The following is a 17,511-nucleotide window of genomic DNA, read 5'->3' as shown; positions in this document are numbered from 1 at the left end:
CCGGAGAAAAAAGGGACCTGCTTGCAGAGTTGCCGTTCGCGGTGCGAACGCGCCGCTATCCTACCATTATGGGGAGAGGGGAGCAGCTTTGGGTTTGCGGTCCCCAAAATAGAGGTATTTCATGAAAAAACTGATAACGGTACTGGCGTTGGGCCTGTGGTCGCTGACTAGCCAGGCGTCACTGCCAACCCATGCCTTTACGCTGGATAACGGCCTGAAAGTGTTAGTGCGCGAAGATCATCGGGCGCCAGTAGTCACGGTAATGATGTGGTACAAGGCTGGCAGTATCGACGAAGCTCCCTACGAAACCGGCTTGGCTCATGTGTTGGAACACATGATGTTTAAGGGCACCGAGAGGCTCGGCCCTGGTGATTTTTCCAAGTTTGTCTCCCGATATGGTGGTAGCGATAATGCTTTTACCAGCTACGACTACACTGCCTACTTTCAGCAATACGAAGTGTCACGCCTGCCTCTGGCGCTGGAGCTGGAGGCCGAGCGGTTGGGGCACTTAGACATTGATGATGAAGAGTTTGCCCGTGAGCTAAAGGTGGTGATGGAAGAGCGGCGCATGCGAACCGACGATAACCCGAATGCGTTGGCCTGGGAGAAATTTCAGGCGGTGGCCCGCCCGGGTACCGGTTATGCCCACCCGATTATTGGTTGGCGTTCCTTATTGTCCCAGTTACAGCCGGAGCAAGCCCGCAGCTGGTATCAACGATTTTATGTGCCGGGTAACGCTACATTGGTGATTGCTGGGGATGTAACCCGTGATCAGGTTGAACCGCTGGTGGAAAAATTCTTTGCTGATCTGCCTGCCGGGCAGACGCCGCCGCGGCCCAAGCAAACGGTGAACCCGCCAGCAGGCGAACGTCGGCTGGCGCTGAATTTGCCGGTAAAAGTCCCCTTGTTGTACATGATGTACAACGTTCCTTCGCTGGTAACGCTGGAAGACAAAAAAGATTTCTATGCCCTGACCATGCTGGCTGGGGTGCTGGATGGCGGCATGAGCGCGCGAATCGAAACGGATCTGGTCCGCGGTCAGCGGCTAGTGGCCGGTGCTGGCGCCAGTTATAGCGGCATTCAGCGAGGCGATGGGACCTTTACATTGACTGCGGCACCGAACCCTGGTGTGACGTTGGCTGACGTGGAGAAAGCGCTGCTGGCACAGATCGAAACCCTGCAGACCACCTTGCCCACTGACGCGGAAATGGCGCGGGTGCGGGCCGGGGTGTTGGCGGGTCAGGTGTATGAGAAAGACTCGGTGATGGGCCAGGCCATGGAGCTGGGCATGCTTAGTACCTTAGGGTTGGATATTGACCTGTCCACTCGTTTTGCCGAACACCTGGAGGCGGTGACCGCTGAAGATGTACGACGTGTGGCACAGCAATGGCTGGTGCCGGAGCGTTTGACCGTGGGTATGGTGAAGCCGACAGCGCCCACCTCTGATGAACAGAAAGCGGAGCCGCAACCATGAAGATAAATACTTTCCGGCTGGCCTTCCTGCTCGGCCTGAGCGTGGTGCTGAGTGCCTGCGCGGGCCCCTTTTCTGGCTCTTTCCCCTCTACTGAAGCGCAGATTGCAGAAACGGATCCCCAGGCGCCGGCGCTGGATATCCAGTCTTGGCAAACCGAACAGGGAGCCAAGGTGCTGTTTGTGGCCAGCGATGCATTGCCCATGCTGGATATCCGCCTGGTCAGTGATGCGGGTTCTGCCCGTGATGGTGCGCACTCAGGGCTGGCCTCGTTGACCAGCGCCTTGCTGGGTGAAGGGGCGAACGGGTTAAGCGTGGATGACATCGCTCGCGGATTTGAAGATCAGGGCGCCAGTTTTTCCTCTTCCAGTTACCGGGACATGGGGGTGATCAGCCTGCGTACATTGTCCGACCCCGAGTATCGCGAACCGGTACTGGCGCTGTTCCAGCAAGTGATTGCCAGCCCCACTTTCGAACAGGATACGCTGGCACGCATTCGTACCCAAATGATGCAGGGCTTGCGCATGGAAACCCAGGTGCCGGGCCCGCAAGTGAATAAAGCGTTTCAGTCCACGGTGTTTGCCGGTCATCCCTATGGACAGCCCAGTGATGGCACCTTGGACAGTTTGCCGGCGATCACTCGTGACCAGCTGCAGGATTTCTACCAGAGCTACTACGCGGCGGGTAACACCGTGATTGCTATGGTGGGGGATTTGGATCGCGCACAGGCACAAGCCATTGCCGCAGAGATTAGCGCAGCCCTGCCGCAAGGCGAGGAGGCACCGGCCTTGGCGCGGGCCCAGCCGTTGACTAAGCGTCAGCGCGAACACATTACCTTCCCTTCTGCCCAGACTCATATCTTGCTGGGTAATCAGGCCACCTGGCGTGGCAACCCGGATCATGTGGCCTTGTATGTGGGTAACCAGATTCTCGGTGGTGGCGGCTTTGCCTCTATTCTCACTGACGAAGTGCGGCAGAAGCGGGGCTACGTTTATGGGATCAGCAGTTTTTTCAGCCCCATGGCGGCCGGAGGCCCGTTTCAGGTAAGCCTGCAGACGGGCAATGACAATGCTGACGCCGCCTTGACCCTGACTCTGGATCTGATTGACCAGTTTGTGCAAGACGGCCCCACCGATGAGCAGCTGGAGGAGATCCGCGCTAGCATTCTTGGCAGCTTTGCTTTGGGTACCGCCGACAATAGCGACATTATCGGTCAGCTGGGGGCTATCGGCTTCTACGACCTGCCGCTGGATTACCTGCAATGGTTCAACCAGCAGGTGCGCACGGTGACCGCAGAAGACATTCGTGCTGCGTTTCAGCGCAACCTGGCGCCGGAAAATCTGGCCATCGTCAGCATTGGCCCTGAGGCACCAAAGGTTATGTCGGTGGCAACGGACGCGGACAATACGGCCAATGAGGAGCCCGCTGACCGTGCCCCGTAAGCATTCAGGTAGACGCCCTGCTGCCAGCGCTCAGGGGCAGAAAGGGCAAGTAAGAATTATTGGTGGCGAAAGGCGCGGTCATCGTCTGCATTTTGTGGACCATGGTGGCGATTTGCGTCCGTCCTCGGATCGTATGCGCGAAACCCTGTTTAACTGGCTGCAATTTGAGATACCGGGGCTGCGTGTGTTGGACTTGTTTGCCGGCTCCGGTGCGCTGGGCGCGGAAGCCTTGAGCCGGGGCGCCTGCGAAGCTGTGTTGGTGGAGAAGCAGCGAGAGCGTAGCGCGGACCTGCGACGCCAATTAACGCCGCTGTTCGAGGGGCGCCTCACCGTGCAGTGTGCAGACGCGTTGAGTTGGCTGCCTACGCAACGACAGCCCTTCGACTTGGTCTTTATCGATCCGCCCTATGATTTGGGCCTAGTGTCGCCGACCTGTGAGGCCTTGGAAGCCCATGGGTTGCTGGCGGACGGGGCGATTATCTATGTGGAAAGCCGTCGGAAGGGAGAGGTGCCGGCAGTCCCGGCCAACTGGCAATTGACGAAAGAGAAAAGCAGCGGCGATATCCATGCGCGGTTGTATCGGCGGCAAAGCGAATCGGGCTGAGTCAGGCTAGCGTTACGTGCGAGGCATCAGGCGTTTGGTTTTTGTGCTGCAAAAATGGCACAACCTGCACTAGCTTGCTGGTTGTGGCTGCCGAATACTGTGTCTATAAGCAACGAGGACATCGCTATGAATGCCAATGTAACCGCCGTTGCGGCGCCGGTAACGCGTCAGCCGCAGAAAAAAACAAATAAAAGCGACATTCAGCCCCGCAAGATGGATTTTGAATTTGATCCGTCCATACCCCGGTATTGGTTCGACAATGACCAGTTCAAAACTATGCTATTGACGGCGCTGTCGTGCACTTTTCCCGAGGGGGAGCGTTTTTTTGTCCGTTCCGTTCGTCATTTTCAGAAAAAGCTCACTGATCCTTTGCTCCGTGAGCAAGTGAAAGGTTTTATCGGTCAGGAGGCGCATCATGGCAACGAGCACGATGCCTTCAATGCGTTCATGGAATCGAAGGGCGTATCTACCAGCAAAGTGGACGCCTTTGTAAGGGACGGCCTAAAGTTCATGGCCAAGTGGTTGTCACCGGAACGGCAACTGGCGAAGACTTGTGCGCTGGAACATTTCACCGCAATGCTGGCGGAAATGATTCTAGAGCATCCAGAAATTTTCGACGGCATGGACGAGCGCATGGTGCCGCTGTGGCTATGGCATGCGGTGGAAGAAAGCGAGCATAAATCGGTAGCGTTCGATGTGTATCAGGACCAGGTGGGCAGCTATTGGATGCGCACCTCGGAGATGGCGCTTACCACGGTAGAGTTTATTGGTTTTACTATTTTCCACTACAACCAGTTGCGCGCCGAAATGGATGACTCCACCGACTGGAAGTCCGTGGGCCAGGGAATGAACTGGTTGCTAGGAAAGCCTGGCTGGCTGCGAAAGTTGGGCAAATCCTACCTGTCGTACTACAAACGCGATTTCCACCCTTCCAAGCGCGACAGTGGCTACCTGCGCCAGCAGGGGCTGGACAAATTGTCTAGGTTGATGAAGCGTCCGCAATTATTGTCCTGATTTTTTAGGTTGAATTAGCGTGAAAAGCACCCGCTATGTCTGAGTTGGCCGGGCAGTGATCCCGGTCAGTTTTATGGCATTAATTCCATCGGCTTTTTTAGTTACAGGGTATATTCGAGGGAGTGTATTCCGGCAGGGAGAGCTCGATGACACCCCCTCCTTCTTCACCGTCCGCTTCTGATTCCACTGATGGCAAGTGCCATCAGTGGCGGCGCATATCACAAATGCCTGTGCTGGCATTCCCGTTTCGATTATTTTTTCTTTCCGCGGCTTTTGGCGGAGCATTATTGGTACCGTTATGGATGTTTCTACTCACTCAGGGAGGCATGGATAGCCTGGCCTTGGCGCCATTGCATTGGCATCAACATGAAATGCTGGGGGGCTTCCTTAATGCGGCCATCGCCGGGTTTTTACTAACCGCAGTCTGTAACTGGACCGGTACGCGTCCGGTGGACGGCGGGGCATTACTGGCTCTGTGGCTGCTGTGGTTGGCTGGGCGATTGGCGATGATGTTTGGCGGTTTTTGGCCAATTCTCGCCAGCATTGTCGACTTGTCTTTCCTGCCATTGCTGGCTTGGCTGGCAGGTACTCGTATCTGGCATGCCCGTCAGTATCGGCAATTGATTCTGATGGGGGTGCTGGCGGCCTGCTGGGTGTTGGACCTGTTGTTTCATCTGTCTGGTTCACCGCACTATTTGCAGGCGCTGGTGGTGCTGGCGGCGGTGTTGATATTGATTATCGGTGGGCGCATTACACCAGCGTTTACGCGTAACTGGCTGCAGGCCCGTGGCCGGGACAGTGCTCAGGTGCGCACCCCTTCCTGGGCTACGCCAGTGGGCCTGGTATTGGCGCTGGCGGTGGCGGTGCTGGTGGCGCTCAACATACACGGAGCGCTACTGGGGGGGCTGGCACTGGCGGCTGCGGCCATGGTGCTGCTGCGTTTATTTGGCTGGGCGCCCTGGCAGATACGTGATGAACCGCTGTTGTGGATTCTGCACCTGGGGCATTGGTGGGTGGTGCTGGGATTTGTGTTGTTGGCGCTGGCGCAATGGCATTGGGTGGCGCCGACGGCATGGCTGCATGCCCTTGGCGCCGGCGCCATGGGCACCACCATTATGGGGGTGATGACGCGTGTAGCCATGGGGCATACCGGGCGCACCATGGCGTTGCCCACCGGTGGTATTGTGCTGTATGCATTGGTGCTGTTGGCGGGGGTGTTGCGAGTGGTGACGGCACTGGGGTGGCTGCCCTGGGGGCTCGGGGTAGGCTGGTCCGCCGGCTTATGGAGCCTGTCCTTTGCTGGCTTCCTGTTGTTGTATTGGCAGGTGCTGACGCGCTCGCGTGTCGATGGCAAGCCGGGGTGATAGGGTGGGGGTGAATGATAGAATAGCTGCAGCGGCCGGAGAGGAAAGATATGCACTGGCTAAAACGATGGCTTACTCCCTGGCGTCAACGGTTGGGGGCTGAGCAAAAAGACACGGGGCCGGAAGCGGTCAGCAATCCGGCACCGGGGCCGGCGTTGGGTGAACACCACGCCGCCCATGGCAGTGATGAAGACCCGCAGCCTTTGCATCGGGGACGGCGTCGTTTAAAAGAAACCTACACTAGCCACTGGGATCTGGACTACATGCCCCGTGAGGAGCTGGAAGCGGTGCTGTCCGATGAGGCAGAAAAACCCGCCAATGAGAAGAGCTAAAAGCACAGGTCATAAGGCATTGGCCATTATCCCGGCCGAGCCACCTGCATTTCTGTAAAGCGTTTGGATACCCGCACCACGATGTCGCTCTGAAATGCTTTCTCGTAATGCACATCCAGAACATAGGCTTTGGCGCGTAGGCGAATTGCCAACCGGTAACCCACTTCAATTTCTTCAATGGCAAAGGTGACTGGCTTTTTCAGGTAGGCGTAGCGGCTGGTGACGATAATTTCTTCCACGATGGCTTTGGCCTGTTCGATATCGGCATTCAAGGCCACGTGGAAATCGGTGACCACCATCATGTCCAATTCGCCGGCATTGCCGGAGGCCACCACATCGGTAATAAACCGCGAGTTGGGGATGGTGACCAGATTATCGTCCAGGGTTTGCAGGCGCACGGTGCGCAGGCCGATGGAAACGATTTCTCCATAAACGTTATCGAAGCTGACCCGGTCACCCACCCGGAAGGGGCGATCAAATAACAACAGCAAACCGGCTACGAGTGAGGCGGCAATGTCTTTCAGGGCAAAGCCCAGGGCCACCGCGATGGAGCCGCCGGCAGCGAGCATGAATTCTTTGGGGGGCTGCAGTACGCCGATGACCAGCGCGATGGTGCCCACGGTGTAGAGTACAAAGCCGACCAGTGTGGTGATCTGCAAAATCAGGAAGCGTCGGGTGGGCATTTTCTCGGTGATTTTCAGGCTTGCTTTACTGATGCCCCAGTTCAGGGCCCACAGCACAAATCCACCGATAAACAGCAGCATTAATGCGTAGACGTTGAACAATTCCACTACGACAGTCAGGTCGTTGACTATATTTCCATCATTCATTGAGCAGGTTCTTCCGTGTTAGGTAGCTGATCACCTGCTGGTACCATAGGGACACCAACCGGTAGCGGCCATCATCGCTCTTGTGCAGAAACCCTGCATCGAAACCGCCTTTCAGCGCATAACGCACCACATTTTCTGGCAGGTGTGTGACCGCACTGATTTCGTGGCTGGTCAGATTTTCGTGGGTGGCAATGGCGGCATAAACAAACAGGGAGTTGTCACCCATGCCATCGAGAATACTGGCCGAGGGGGCGTTGGGCAGGCCCACGGTTACTTGTCGGCCTTTGACTTTTACCGAGGTCAGGAACAGCCGTAATGCCACCATGGGATTACCGCGACTGGCATCCCAGAGTAGGCTGAAATACCGTTGCTCGGCGTTGCGCAGGTTGCCGGCTTCCGGCCCCCGAGAGGACAATAACACTTCGTCGTAACGTAGCTGGAAACCACTTAGATGATGACGACTGAGAATCAGTGAACGAATATCGGTTTGTCCCCAGCGTTTCACCCGAACCACATTACGAAACTGGTATTCCCGACCGAACACGTTGCATAGGTAGGCCCAGCTTTGGTTGTTGATCAGTAGCAGCCAGAACACATTGTCCACCCGGGCGTTAACCAGATTGAGCACCGTGCGCCAGCCTTCCAGGCCGCCCAGTTGGGCAAGGAAGAAATTTTGCGCTTCGTCTAGCACCACCAGGGTGGGCTGCCTGTGTTCATCGTCCTTGACCAGCGCGGCCGGCCCGTCGTTGATTAGGTCGGTGCCCAGTGCATCGCCAATCAGCTGGTGAATGGCTTCTGGGGTGCAGGTCTTGGCGGGTACTTTCAGGTGCAAGGTATTTAAGGATTCACAGCTTTTTTCCAGTACCTTGTCGAGCTTGCCAAGAGAGACACTTTTGCCGCAGCCTTTTTCACCGGAAACCACCAAGGCGTTTTCATCGGTTTTATCTTCGTGCCAGCGCTGAATGCTTTTTTCTATGGCGGCTACTAAGCCGGTGTCGATGAACGGGGGTTTGTTCACATCGTCGGGCAAGGCGGGGGCAAACCAGCGTTCGTAGGATTGGGCCACCGGTTCTTCGCTATTGCCACCGTCGTCTTCGTCGGTGGCTACATTGGCACGGAAACGGAACCAGCGGGCTTTGAGTCGCATATACCAGTCAAAATCCGCCAGTACCCGGTCCACAAAACCAACCAAGAAACTTACCAGTGCAATGGGCAGTAGTAGGGGCGCCACCAACCAGAATAATCTCGGGCTTAACAAGCGGGCGATCAGTGGGTCTACTTGGGAGGGCATCGGGGCTTGCAGACACACTTGATAGTCCTTATGGCGTAAGGCCAGCAGGCGTCCAAGCCCGGTATAGATGGTCACCATTAGTACCCCAAGGAACAGGTAATACATTAGCGAAGGGCCTAGGCTTTCCCAAACGATGATGACCGGCGCCCAGGGAATAATGATCCAGCGGGCTAGGTTGCGGGCGTGCTGTGTCACTTGACGGGTTTGCTCGCCCCCTAGGTAGGCATTGGCGCTTTGTGCCACACGCAGTATTAACCACTCACCGATCAGGCAAAGCAGCCCGTAGATGACATAGAGCTGGGCCAGTGGCAGCAGCCATAGCAGAATCTTGCTGGATGGGGTGTCCAATAAGGAACCTAGATGATCAAGCGCTAGCCAGATCAAAACCCACGGCAGAATCGGCGCCAAGCCACTGATCAAACGGCTGGCATTGAGTAACCAGCGGCGTTCACCACTGAGTTGAACCACCCGGTCGTGTAAAGCGAGCGCCCAGTGGCGGGTGCGCTGAGCCAGCTGGATTAGTAGCCAGAAGCCTGCGGCGCCGAGAATCAAGGCGAGAATGTTCTGCAGCACTGGCATGTAGCCGCCATCGCGTAAGGGGCCGTTCAGATCGTAGCGAACCAGCACGAGGATGTTCCTCAGGTGTTGAGTAATTCGCTGGCTTTCGTGTTGCAACAGTTGTGGTGCCTGGCGCAGTCCTCCCAGGTTATCGATTTGGGTCAGCAATGGCCGGGTTTTCCATTGCTCCGAGCGTAGGGTGCGGCCGTTACTCTGGATATCCAGTCTAGCTTTGAGCAGGGTTCGCCATTCGTCGGAGCGGGCGCCGCTGCTGGGCAGCGGTAAGGCCGGCAAATTCAGCCACAATGCGTCCAATGTTTGCAGGGCAATATCGGGGTTGTTTTGCAGTTGCCCAAGCACCGCCCACAACTGTTCGGTGTGTTGCTGAAGACGCTGGCTAGCCGAGGCGATGGTGGCATCGGGATTATCCGCCATGGCCTGTAGCTGCTCATGGTGAATTGCCAAGTTTCGGAATGCTTGTCGTTGAGCAAAGCTGAGGGAAAAAAACGAATGACGTAACGTATGGATGGACTGTTCCAGGCTGTTGATTTGCCGTGTCAGGTTGTCGATATCATTTTGTAGATCCGGGCACTTGCTGTCGGTGATGGCTAGTGGCTGGGGCGGCGGCAAGGGTAGTAGCGGTCGCTGATTTAGAGGGCGCCCCAATACGGTGTCGAGCTGATCCGAGGTGGGGATCTCGCCCTTAATCATCGCCAGCAGCGCCGCCTGGTTCTCCTGTAGCTGCTTACGTTGTTGATTAAGCTGAGCGTGAGTCAGTTCTGCCGCCTCACAGGCAGCACTCTCAGCTGCCTGCAGCGGCGATACTACCAATAGAGCCAATAGCCCAAAAACCAGCCAGACGCGGGGCGATACCATTCGCTGTTCCTCTGCTCCATGAAGGCCTGCGGTCAGGCTTGGTGTTGTTCTGTGTTGTGAGCATTGTAGGAAGGCGATGCCTGGCTTGTATAGCGATTGCCATAATTGATCGGTGGCATGGGGAATATCCACGGGTGTAAACATACCGGGTTGCTATAGTCAAAGCCATAAATCAGGACTGACCCGGCTAGGTCAATTTCTAGAAGGAGAATGCGATGCAAGAGATGACGGTACGTGCTTTGATGGCAAAACACCCCATGGCTATTGAAATGGGTACTGAGCTTACCGAGGTGGTGGATGTGTTGTTGCAGCACAAGTTTACTGGGCTGCCAGTGGTGGATAGCCAGAACAAGGTGGTGGGGTTTGTGTCGGAACAGGATTGCCTGCGCAGGTTGTTGATTTCCAGCTATCACTGTGAAGGTTCTTTGGTCGTGGAAGAATTTATGCACGACCAGCCATTGACCGTTAGTGAAGAGGATTCGGCGGTGAATGTGGCGGAGTTGATGGTGACCCAGAAGCCTAAGATCTATCCGGTGGTGAATGCCCAGGGCGTTCTGACTGGTTTGCTGACCCGTGAGCAGGTGTTGCGAGCGCTTAAAGACAATCGCCGGGGCTGCGATTGAGGGATATGCGTTCTGTGAACCCGTAGCGTTTGCTTCTGTGGCCCAGTGGATCTGGGCCGTGTTACGGGGCCTCTAGAAAACCCCTTACGTGCTCAGCGTGGCTTGGATTACTCACTCGTTGTACTTTCTCGACAGGCGATTCCATGCCTTCAAAACCCCGTCTTCTGTGCCCCCAATGGGGTATAAATTGCGAACTAGCTTGAGAGACGGAGAATATAGGGCGTTTTTCAGCGCTTCCTTCGCAAGCTTTTTACAATCCGCCTGATCTCAACCGGACGCTTCATGCCATGTTCGATGCCTTGCCATCGGGGTATGCTCAGGGTCAAACCGTGCTACTGAGCCTCTATCGATAACGACTGAAAACCGCACAACCCCAGTGGAGTGATCATGGATTATCAAGACATCAAGACCGAGCTGTCCGAAAATATTTTGACTATTACCCTTAACCGTCCTGATCGCCTTAATGCTTTTACTTTGCGCATGAAAGACGAAATGGTTGATGCCCTGGCTGAAGCAGACAGCAATGATGATATCCGGGCCGTTATCGTTACGGGGGCGGGTAAGGTTTTCTGTGCAGGAATGGAAATGGAGCCGGAAGGTGGCGGCCACCTGTTTGGCTATGACGACGCTGAGGGTATGGAGCCGCCGTTAGAGACCATCCGCGATTCCGGCGGCGAACTGTCGCTGGCAATCTATAATTGTCGCAAGCCCGTGATCGCCGCCATTAACGGCGCGGCGGTGGGGGTGGGGATCACTATGACCCTACCCATGGATATTCGCCTGGTGGCGACCAACAGCAAAATCGGTTTTGTTTTTACCCAGCGCGGTGTAACGCCGGAGGCCTGTTCTTCTTGGTTCCTGCCGCGGGTGGTGGGTATACAGAAAGCGCTGGAGTGGGTGATTAGCGGTGATATTTTCATGGCTGAAGAAGGTGAGAAGGCAGGGCTGTTCCACAGTGTGCATGACAAAGACGAGGTGGTGGAGGTGGCCCGCTGCATCGCTCGAAAGCTGATTGCAAAAAGTTCGCCGGTGGCGGTGGCGTTGGCCAAGCAGATGTTGTGGCGCAACCCGAACTTTTCCCACCCAGCCGAAGCCCATGTGGTGGAATCAAAAATGATTTATTGGTCCAATGAATTTTGGGACGGGAAAGACGGGTTTACCGCTTTTCTTGAAAAGCGCCCGCCGCGTTTTGATACTTCGCTGGCGGATGTGCCCAAACAATTTGATTTTTGGGAAGCGCCTCCGATTAAATAAGGTGGTTTTTTGGGCCGCCGCTTGGCGGCCTTTTTGCGTGTGCGTCGTTTTGCGGCGAAAATTATGAGGCAGAGAGTGATGAAAAAAGAAACCATTGCCATTCATGGGGGCTTTGCCGGTGACCCGCAGACCCATGCGGTGGCCGTACCCATGTATCAAACCACCAGTTATTACTTTGATGATACCCAGCATGGGGCGGATCTATTTGACCTGAAAGTACCGGGCAATATTTATAGCCGCATCATGAACCCGACTAACGCTGTGCTGGAAGAGCGCGTTGCGCAACTGGAAGGGGGCATTGGTGCCTTGGCGATGGCGTCGGGCATGGCGGCGATTACCGCGACGATCCAAACGCTGGCAAAGGCGGGAGACAATATTGTTTCAACCAGCCAGCTTTATGGCGGTACCTACAATTTGTTTGCGCATACCTTGCCGAACCAGGGTATTGAGGTGCGCATGGCCGATGGCCGCAATCCTCAGGCGATTGCGGAGGCTATTGATGAAAAAACGAAGATGGTGTTCTGCGAATCCATCGGCAACCCGGCGGGCAATGTGGTCGATATGGCTGCGTTGGCTAAGGTAGCCCATGACGCGGGTGTACCGCTTGTAGTTGATAACACCGTGGCAACGCCTGCATTGTGCCGACCCTTTGAGCATGGCGCTGATATTGTGGTGCATTCGCTGACCAAATACATGGGCGGACATGGCACCACCATTGCTGGCGCTATCGTCGATTCAGGGAAGTTTCCATGGAAAGGAAACCCTCGCTTCCCGCAGTTTAATGAGCCGGATCCAAGCTATCATGGTGTGGTGTACGTGGAGGCCATGGGAGAGGCGGCGTTTATTGGTCGTGCTCGGGTTGTCCCACTGCGTAATATGGGGGCAGCGTTATCTCCTATGAATGCGTTTTTAATTATGCAGGGCATTGAAACCTTGAGCCTGCGGATGGAACGGCATTGCGAGAACGCGGTGAAAGTGGCGACATACTTGCGTGATCATGCCAAGGTGAGTTGGGTTAATTTTGCCGGGCTGGAAACCGACAAAGATTATGGTCTAGCGCAGCAGTACATGGATGGAGGAGTGCCCTCGTCTATTCTCAGCTTTGGTGTGCAAGGGGGGCGTGATGCCGGCGCGCGCTTTATTGATGCGTTGGCATTGATCAAGCGGCTGGTGAATATCGGTGATGCTAAGTCTCTGGCGTGCCATCCAGCGACCACTACGCACCGTCAGCTTAATGATGAAGAGCTGAGCAAGGCTGGGGTTAGTGCGGACTTGGTACGTTTGTCCATTGGTATTGAGCATGTTGACGATATCCTGGCGGATATCGAGCAGGCGTTGGCGGCGGTTTAGTGCCTTTGAGCAAGGCTGAACGGGCCAGGGAGTATTCAGATGCTCCCTGGCCCTGAGCCTCAAATCGGCCTGTCGTCATTCCGTGCGTTTAAAGGGTTTGGCAAAGCCGCTTTCCAGTTATTGCATATACTCCATTTGGGCGATTTGATATTGCCTTAAGGTCCATATACTGAGAGTTCGTTTGTGATGGTTGGGGTATGGCAATGCATCGTTACTATCAATGGGCGCTCTGGCGCGAGCGCTTTATCCGCAATAGCATCATCATTTTTCCATTGGCTCTGGTGGCCGTGGGGGTTGCGGTAGTGGTTGCTGGTTGAGCGGCGGAGGCGCAAACGGCGAGCGAGAACAATAATAATGGTTTGCGGTTTTTTGGCCTGAAGAGGCAAGGCTTTAGTTTGAATTTTTTATGACGGCACCGCCTGCAGCCTGCGTAATCGTTAATTTGATATTGCTGTTACGTTCCAGGCGTTGATTCGTCTAGCCACTGTTGTATCCGCGCGTAGGTGCGGGTTTGCTCAATCATGGCCATGTGCCCCATCTGGTAAAACAATTCACGGGTCAGGTGGTTCGCTTGCGCGTAAAGATGCTCCGCCAGCGCGCTGTCTACCGTGACTAACCAATCGCCACGGGGGTGGGCATGGTTGGGTTTGCTAACGCTGCCGGCAATAAAAAGCTGCTGCACATGCGGATCCAAAGGCACCTTGCTGGTGGGGCGTGGGTCATCCAGCGGGCGGTCTCGCCACTGGTCTTCCAGTACATAACCAAAGCGCAGGTCGCGAATGCCGTCGGAGCGCAGGTTGGCAAGCCGCATCAATGGCCGCGAGTAGGGGGTGTGGCCTAGTAATCGGTTAGCTTCGTTGCTAAATCGTTCTAGTAAGGCGCCTTGATGTGGTGAGCCCAGGCAAGCCAAGTGAGTTACTTTATTCACCCAATGGTCGCCACGCTGGCGCCCTTGGTAAAGTGCGCTGCGCGCTACTAGCCCGCCCATGGAATGGCCGACCAGAATTATTCGCTTGGGCAAGACCGTATGGGCCAGCAGCCCGGCGAATTTGCGGCCATTGTCGGAAATATGCAGGCCGGTGTTGTAGCGCAGATAACGGATATCTGCGTTGTAATGCTGGCGAGCCCACTGGCTGAAACTGTTGGCGGCAGGGTTGTTCCAGCAGGCGTCGTTCATGCACAGCCCGTGCAGGAAAATCACCAGGGTGTCAGCATCCGCTAAAGGTGGTTTTTTTGGTAATAGCGTCATGGGCAGAGCGTAACGGTTGTGCTGCTCAACCAATAATTGTCCGAAAATACCGTTGATGATGCTTTGCAGGTCTAAGCTATCGCGCAACTCCTGGTGTGGGTCGGCGAGCAGGTCAGCCATGCTGGCCACATTGCCGACTTGGCGAAAACCGTAACGAACCAAGCCGTAGACCATGGGGGCGGGGGTGTAGTCGTGCCCACGCAGGTGGAACGGATTGGCTATGGCGCCGTGGATATCTTGAACGACCTGGGTAATTTCATTGCCGAAACGGGTGACCAGCTGCGCCAGCCCCCCTGCATTCTTTCCCGCATTTCTCCCGATTTTCTTCATGTTTCTCCTTGTTATGGTGTTCATCTTACTCGGCTGAAAGCGCAGAGAAAGGAAAAAGGGCCAGGCTGCTCTGGTAAACCTGTTACGCCCTCCGGGCCTTCCTGGCTGGCCCGCACTCAATTGTTGCGTTTTTGATGGATGGGCTGTCCTGGCTCGCCCCCTAGAGAGTACCTTCAAAATCGTGTCCTCTGCGCCCTGAACGGGGCATAGATTGCGACCCAGCCTGAAAGGCTGAGCATGCACGGGGGGCACAGGCTCCTTAGCTCATCGGCGCGGTATTCTCTATCCGGTCTGTAACTCTTCGTAAAATGGCAGTGAAATGTGCGAATTCCCTTGGCCAAGCGTGAAGAACATGCTTACAGTGCTCACTGTCCGAATCAGTTAATTCAAGGAGTGATTCTATGCGTATTTTCGGCAAAGCGGCATTGGCCGCCATTTTCGCCTCTTCTGCCCTGCTGGCAGCCTGTGATGCCAATGATGGCCCGGTTGAGGATGCTGGCGAGAAGGTAGATGAGGCGGTGGAAAGCATTACCCCGGATAGCAAAGGACCGATGGAGGAAATGGGCGAAGATATGGATAACGCCTATGATAACGCCAAAGAGTCCGCCGAAGACATGAAGGATGCTGCAGAGCAGTAAGCCTTACATGCAGTGAGCTCTCCGCCTCAAGGCGGGTGATGCGACAACCAAAACCCTGGCCTTATGGTCGGGGTTTTGTCGTTTTAGGGGTAGAGGGCATTGAGCAGTGGGTTAGCAGTTGTTTCAGTGCGTCAGCTTCCTGGGGCGTCACCATCAACTGGTAACGTTGTTTGATGCGTTTCCAATGCCGGCCATATTCGCACCAATAGAGGCGGTTATCAGGAAGCCACTGATCTGGGCTGCGAGCACCTTTACTGCGATTGGCGCTGGCGGACACCGGAATCAGGTTGTCTGGGTCATTAGCGAATTGTTGGCGTAATGCTTTGTCCCATTGGTCGCCACCGTGGCCGTGGGCATGGCGCAGCGGCACAAAATGATCCACGTCCAAGTCCCCCGCATGGGTAAAGGTGCGGTTGGTGTAGGGGTCGTACCAGCGACCTGTGGCCACGGTGCATTGATCCGGGTCGGTGAAGGTCACAGTCTGCCGGCTGGAGGCAATCAATAATTCTGCCCGTGTGTCTTGGCAATCTTGGTCTGCGTCAGTCCAGTGGGGCCAGAGGTTTCGATCGTAGAGTCCACTGAACGCCCGTTGTGCGTCGGTGGCGTCCTGTTGGGCCTTTTGTTGTTGCCGGTGAAGCGTGGAGCAGGGGGCGCGGTGGCAATGGTAGTCACCGGTGCTGCGGTCGGTGTGTCCGCCTTGTTGGTTGAGGCTTCCGGGGTGGGCTTGCAGTGTGTTGCTGATCAGTAGGGTTAGTAGCGCAAGTAGAGTAAGGAGGGCGTAGTACAAAGGGGGGCCTGTTTATGTCGTTTGGCGGGAGGATAAGGCATATACGAATCTTGTTGTAGGTAAAAGCGTACAAAGGAAAGATTGGGGCCGATTCCGGCGAGCTGTATCAGGAAGATACAAAACCGCTACGTGTATACACGTAAATTGGACGCTTTTGTTCTGTGGCGGCCTGGGCGGTATCGCTACAGTTAGCGTTGCCGGGCTGAACCGGTTTCACAACCTGATCCGGCGTCCATTTTTATGCATTGCAGGTAGGTAGTAGCCAATGCAGGAGTTGCAGCTTATGAGGACACAGCAAGTGGCAGGGAAGCCGCGTCAGCAAGAGCTGGAGCTGGAGGCGGTGAGAACGCGATTGCAGGCTCTGCAGGAATATTTAGCCGTCTACCGGGCAAGCTTTGCTTCCTCGGGTAGCGCGGATAGCTATGCTCGGGTGCGAGTATTGCGCAGGGATGTGTCTCGCCTGCGCGCGTGGGGTTGGTATCTGATGGGCTGCCGAGATGGTGCTCGCTGGTTGCCTGCTGTGCAGTGGTTGGCCCGTGTGTTGTCTGTGTTCGTGATGCCGCAACGGCACCGTTCACGGCGGCGCCAGCCTTTGCGTGCTATGCGCCACCTATCCAGTTATAGCTTAGTCGAGCGGGCCTATGCGGCGTTGGAGGATGATATCCAGGGGCGGTTGCTGACGTTGCGTCTGGCGCAGGGTGAACGGCCCACCGGTCTGAGGTCTCGTCAGATTACGATGCTGGAGCGCCAAGTAGATGAGGCCGTGCGGTTGCGTTTGTGTGGCCTGCCGCAAGCCCGTCAGATGACGGTGATCTGTCATCTGCTGGCGTGGGCCATGGCTTTGCGTTCCTGCCTCGGACTACGATTGCCGTTGGCGGACAGGGTGAGGCGTTGATGCAGGATATGTCGATGTTGTCTCCAGCGTTGGACACTCTGCCTCGGGTATTTACCCTCTCTGATCTTAAGCAGCTGCAGCCAGAGGAGTCTGAGCGGGCACTGGATTGTGTTCTGCGCTGGCTGGAATCTGGCGTGGTCAAGCAGGTGGCTCCGCCGCGTCCGGTATTTTACAGGGTGGTGTTGGGCGACCCGTTGAGCGATGAGGATCGTTGTCGGGCTTTGCAGCGGGCCTTCCCGTCGCTGGTCATGGTAGCAGGGTCGGCGTTGTGGCGGCAGGGGCTGAGTCGTCAGCAGGATAGTGTGCTGGAATGCTGTGTGGCGGAAGTTGAGCTGAGCTGTCATTTGCCGGATGTTCGGCTGCATTGGCGGCCGCCTGCTTGGTGGTCAGTGATTCGTCTCGCGGGCGGAATTGCCGGTGACTATCACGGCGTGCCCATGCTCAATGCAGAATTGGCATTGGCCGATGCGTCCACGTTCGCTGGTGTGTGGATGCCAGATCGCGAGGCTGTGGATTGGAGTCGTTTGTCTACCGCGCGGCTCAGTGAGGCCAGTGACTATCTGCGTAAGTTGCGGCCTCGTTGAGCTCGTCGGCCTTGTTATC

16 protein-coding genes are annotated in these 17,511 nt (G+C 55.9%); 12 read left to right on the top strand and 4 right to left on the bottom strand.

The features are described from left to right. Positions 1-121 precede the first annotated feature (121 nt). From ABO_RS13105 to ABO_RS13080, 6 genes are all read left to right on the top strand, one after another. The gene (locus ABO_RS13105) at positions 122-1,474 is read left to right on the top strand and encodes a M16 family metallopeptidase (protein ID WP_011589836.1); all 1,353 of its coding nucleotides are present in this window, start codon (positions 122-124) and stop codon (positions 1,472-1,474) included. Then, positions 1,471-2,913, top strand: coding sequence for a M16 family metallopeptidase (locus ABO_RS13100; RefSeq protein ID WP_011589835.1), 1,443 nt, complete (start codon positions 1,471-1,473; stop codon positions 2,911-2,913). The genes ABO_RS13105 and ABO_RS13100 overlap by 4 nt, the downstream gene beginning before the upstream one ends. Further along, a complete protein-coding gene (rsmD, locus tag ABO_RS13095; protein WP_050731521.1) occupies positions 2,903-3,517 on the top strand; it encodes a 16S rRNA (guanine(966)-N(2))-methyltransferase RsmD in 615 nt (204 codons plus the stop codon). The genes ABO_RS13100 and rsmD overlap by 11 nt, the downstream gene beginning before the upstream one ends. Positions 3,518-3,643: 126 nt before the next feature. Continuing rightward, positions 3,644-4,531 (top strand): metal-dependent hydrolase, encoded by an 888-nt coding sequence (locus ABO_RS13090; protein WP_011589833.1) that lies wholly within the window; start codon positions 3,644-3,646, stop codon positions 4,529-4,531. Between the two features lie 146 nt (positions 4,532-4,677). Further along, positions 4,678-5,895 (top strand): NnrS family protein, encoded by a 1,218-nt coding sequence (locus ABO_RS13085; RefSeq protein ID WP_232501274.1) that lies wholly within the window; start codon positions 4,678-4,680, stop codon positions 5,893-5,895. A gap of 50 nt (positions 5,896-5,945) precedes the next feature. Next, complete coding sequence (locus ABO_RS13080; protein ID WP_011589831.1) at positions 5,946-6,227, top strand: hypothetical protein; 282 nt, start codon at positions 5,946-5,948, stop codon at positions 6,225-6,227. Between the two features lie 26 nt (positions 6,228-6,253). Here the strand turns inward: ABO_RS13080 and ABO_RS13075 are convergent, their stop codons facing one another. Continuing rightward, a complete protein-coding gene (locus tag ABO_RS13075; RefSeq protein ID WP_011589830.1) occupies positions 6,254-7,057 on the bottom strand; it encodes a mechanosensitive ion channel family protein in 804 nt (267 codons plus the stop codon). Then, the gene (locus ABO_RS13070; RefSeq protein WP_011589829.1) at positions 7,050-9,782 is read right to left on the bottom strand and encodes an ATP-binding protein; all 2,733 of its coding nucleotides are present in this window, start codon (positions 9,780-9,782) and stop codon (positions 7,050-7,052) included. The genes ABO_RS13075 and ABO_RS13070 overlap by 8 nt, the downstream gene beginning before the upstream one ends. Before the next feature lie 215 nt (positions 9,783-9,997). Between ABO_RS13070 and ABO_RS13065 the strand changes: the two genes are divergently transcribed. The 3 genes from ABO_RS13065 to ABO_RS13055 all read left to right on the top strand — a co-directional run bounded on the left by ABO_RS13065 (position 9,998) and on the right by ABO_RS13055 (position 13,009). Continuing rightward, complete coding sequence (locus ABO_RS13065; protein WP_011589828.1) at positions 9,998-10,405, top strand: CBS domain-containing protein; 408 nt, start codon at positions 9,998-10,000, stop codon at positions 10,403-10,405. A 387-nt stretch (positions 10,406-10,792) separates the two neighbouring features. Next, positions 10,793-11,659: an enoyl-CoA hydratase-related protein gene (locus tag ABO_RS13060; RefSeq protein WP_011589827.1), complete on the top strand. Its 867-nt coding sequence runs from the start codon at positions 10,793-10,795 to the stop codon at positions 11,657-11,659. Between the two features lie 78 nt (positions 11,660-11,737). Continuing rightward, positions 11,738-13,009, top strand: coding sequence for an O-acetylhomoserine aminocarboxypropyltransferase/cysteine synthase family protein (locus ABO_RS13055; protein WP_041705621.1), 1,272 nt, complete (start codon positions 11,738-11,740; stop codon positions 13,007-13,009). Between the two features lie 454 nt (positions 13,010-13,463). Here ABO_RS13055 and ABO_RS13050 read toward each other — a convergent pair whose 3' ends face one another. Continuing rightward, positions 13,464-14,588, bottom strand: coding sequence for an alpha/beta fold hydrolase (locus ABO_RS13050; protein WP_011589824.1), 1,125 nt, complete (start codon positions 14,586-14,588; stop codon positions 13,464-13,466). 401 nt (positions 14,589-14,989) lie between these two features. Between ABO_RS13050 and ABO_RS13045 the strand changes: the two genes are divergently transcribed. Further along, entirely contained in the window at positions 14,990-15,226 is a 237-nt protein-coding gene (locus tag ABO_RS13045; RefSeq protein ID WP_011589823.1) for a hypothetical protein, read from the top strand. A gap of 61 nt (positions 15,227-15,287) precedes the next feature. Here ABO_RS13045 and ABO_RS13040 read toward each other — a convergent pair whose 3' ends face one another. Continuing rightward, on the bottom strand, positions 15,288-16,013 hold the full coding sequence (locus ABO_RS13040) for a YHYH domain-containing protein (protein ID WP_011589822.1): 726 nt from the start codon (positions 16,011-16,013) through the stop codon (positions 15,288-15,290). Between the two features lie 283 nt (positions 16,014-16,296). On the opposite strand from ABO_RS13040, the gene ABO_RS13035 reads away from it, so the two are divergent. Together ABO_RS13035 and ABO_RS13030 are read left to right on the top strand one after the other, a co-directional pair. Beyond that, complete coding sequence (locus tag ABO_RS13035; RefSeq protein ID WP_011589821.1) at positions 16,297-16,908, top strand: hypothetical protein; 612 nt, start codon at positions 16,297-16,299, stop codon at positions 16,906-16,908. Next, a complete protein-coding gene (locus ABO_RS13030; protein WP_035460003.1) occupies positions 16,908-17,492 on the top strand; it encodes a hypothetical protein in 585 nt (194 codons plus the stop codon). The genes ABO_RS13035 and ABO_RS13030 overlap by 1 nt, the downstream gene beginning before the upstream one ends. The last annotated feature ends 19 nt before the right edge of the window (positions 17,493-17,511 follow it).

Origin of the sequence: Alcanivorax borkumensis SK2 (assembly GCF_000009365.1) — a bacterium.
Taxonomy (GTDB): Bacteria; Pseudomonadota; Gammaproteobacteria; order Pseudomonadales; family Alcanivoracaceae; genus Alcanivorax; species Alcanivorax borkumensis.
Note: the sequence above shows the minus strand (reverse complement) of the source record. Positions and strands in the feature narration are given on the sequence as shown.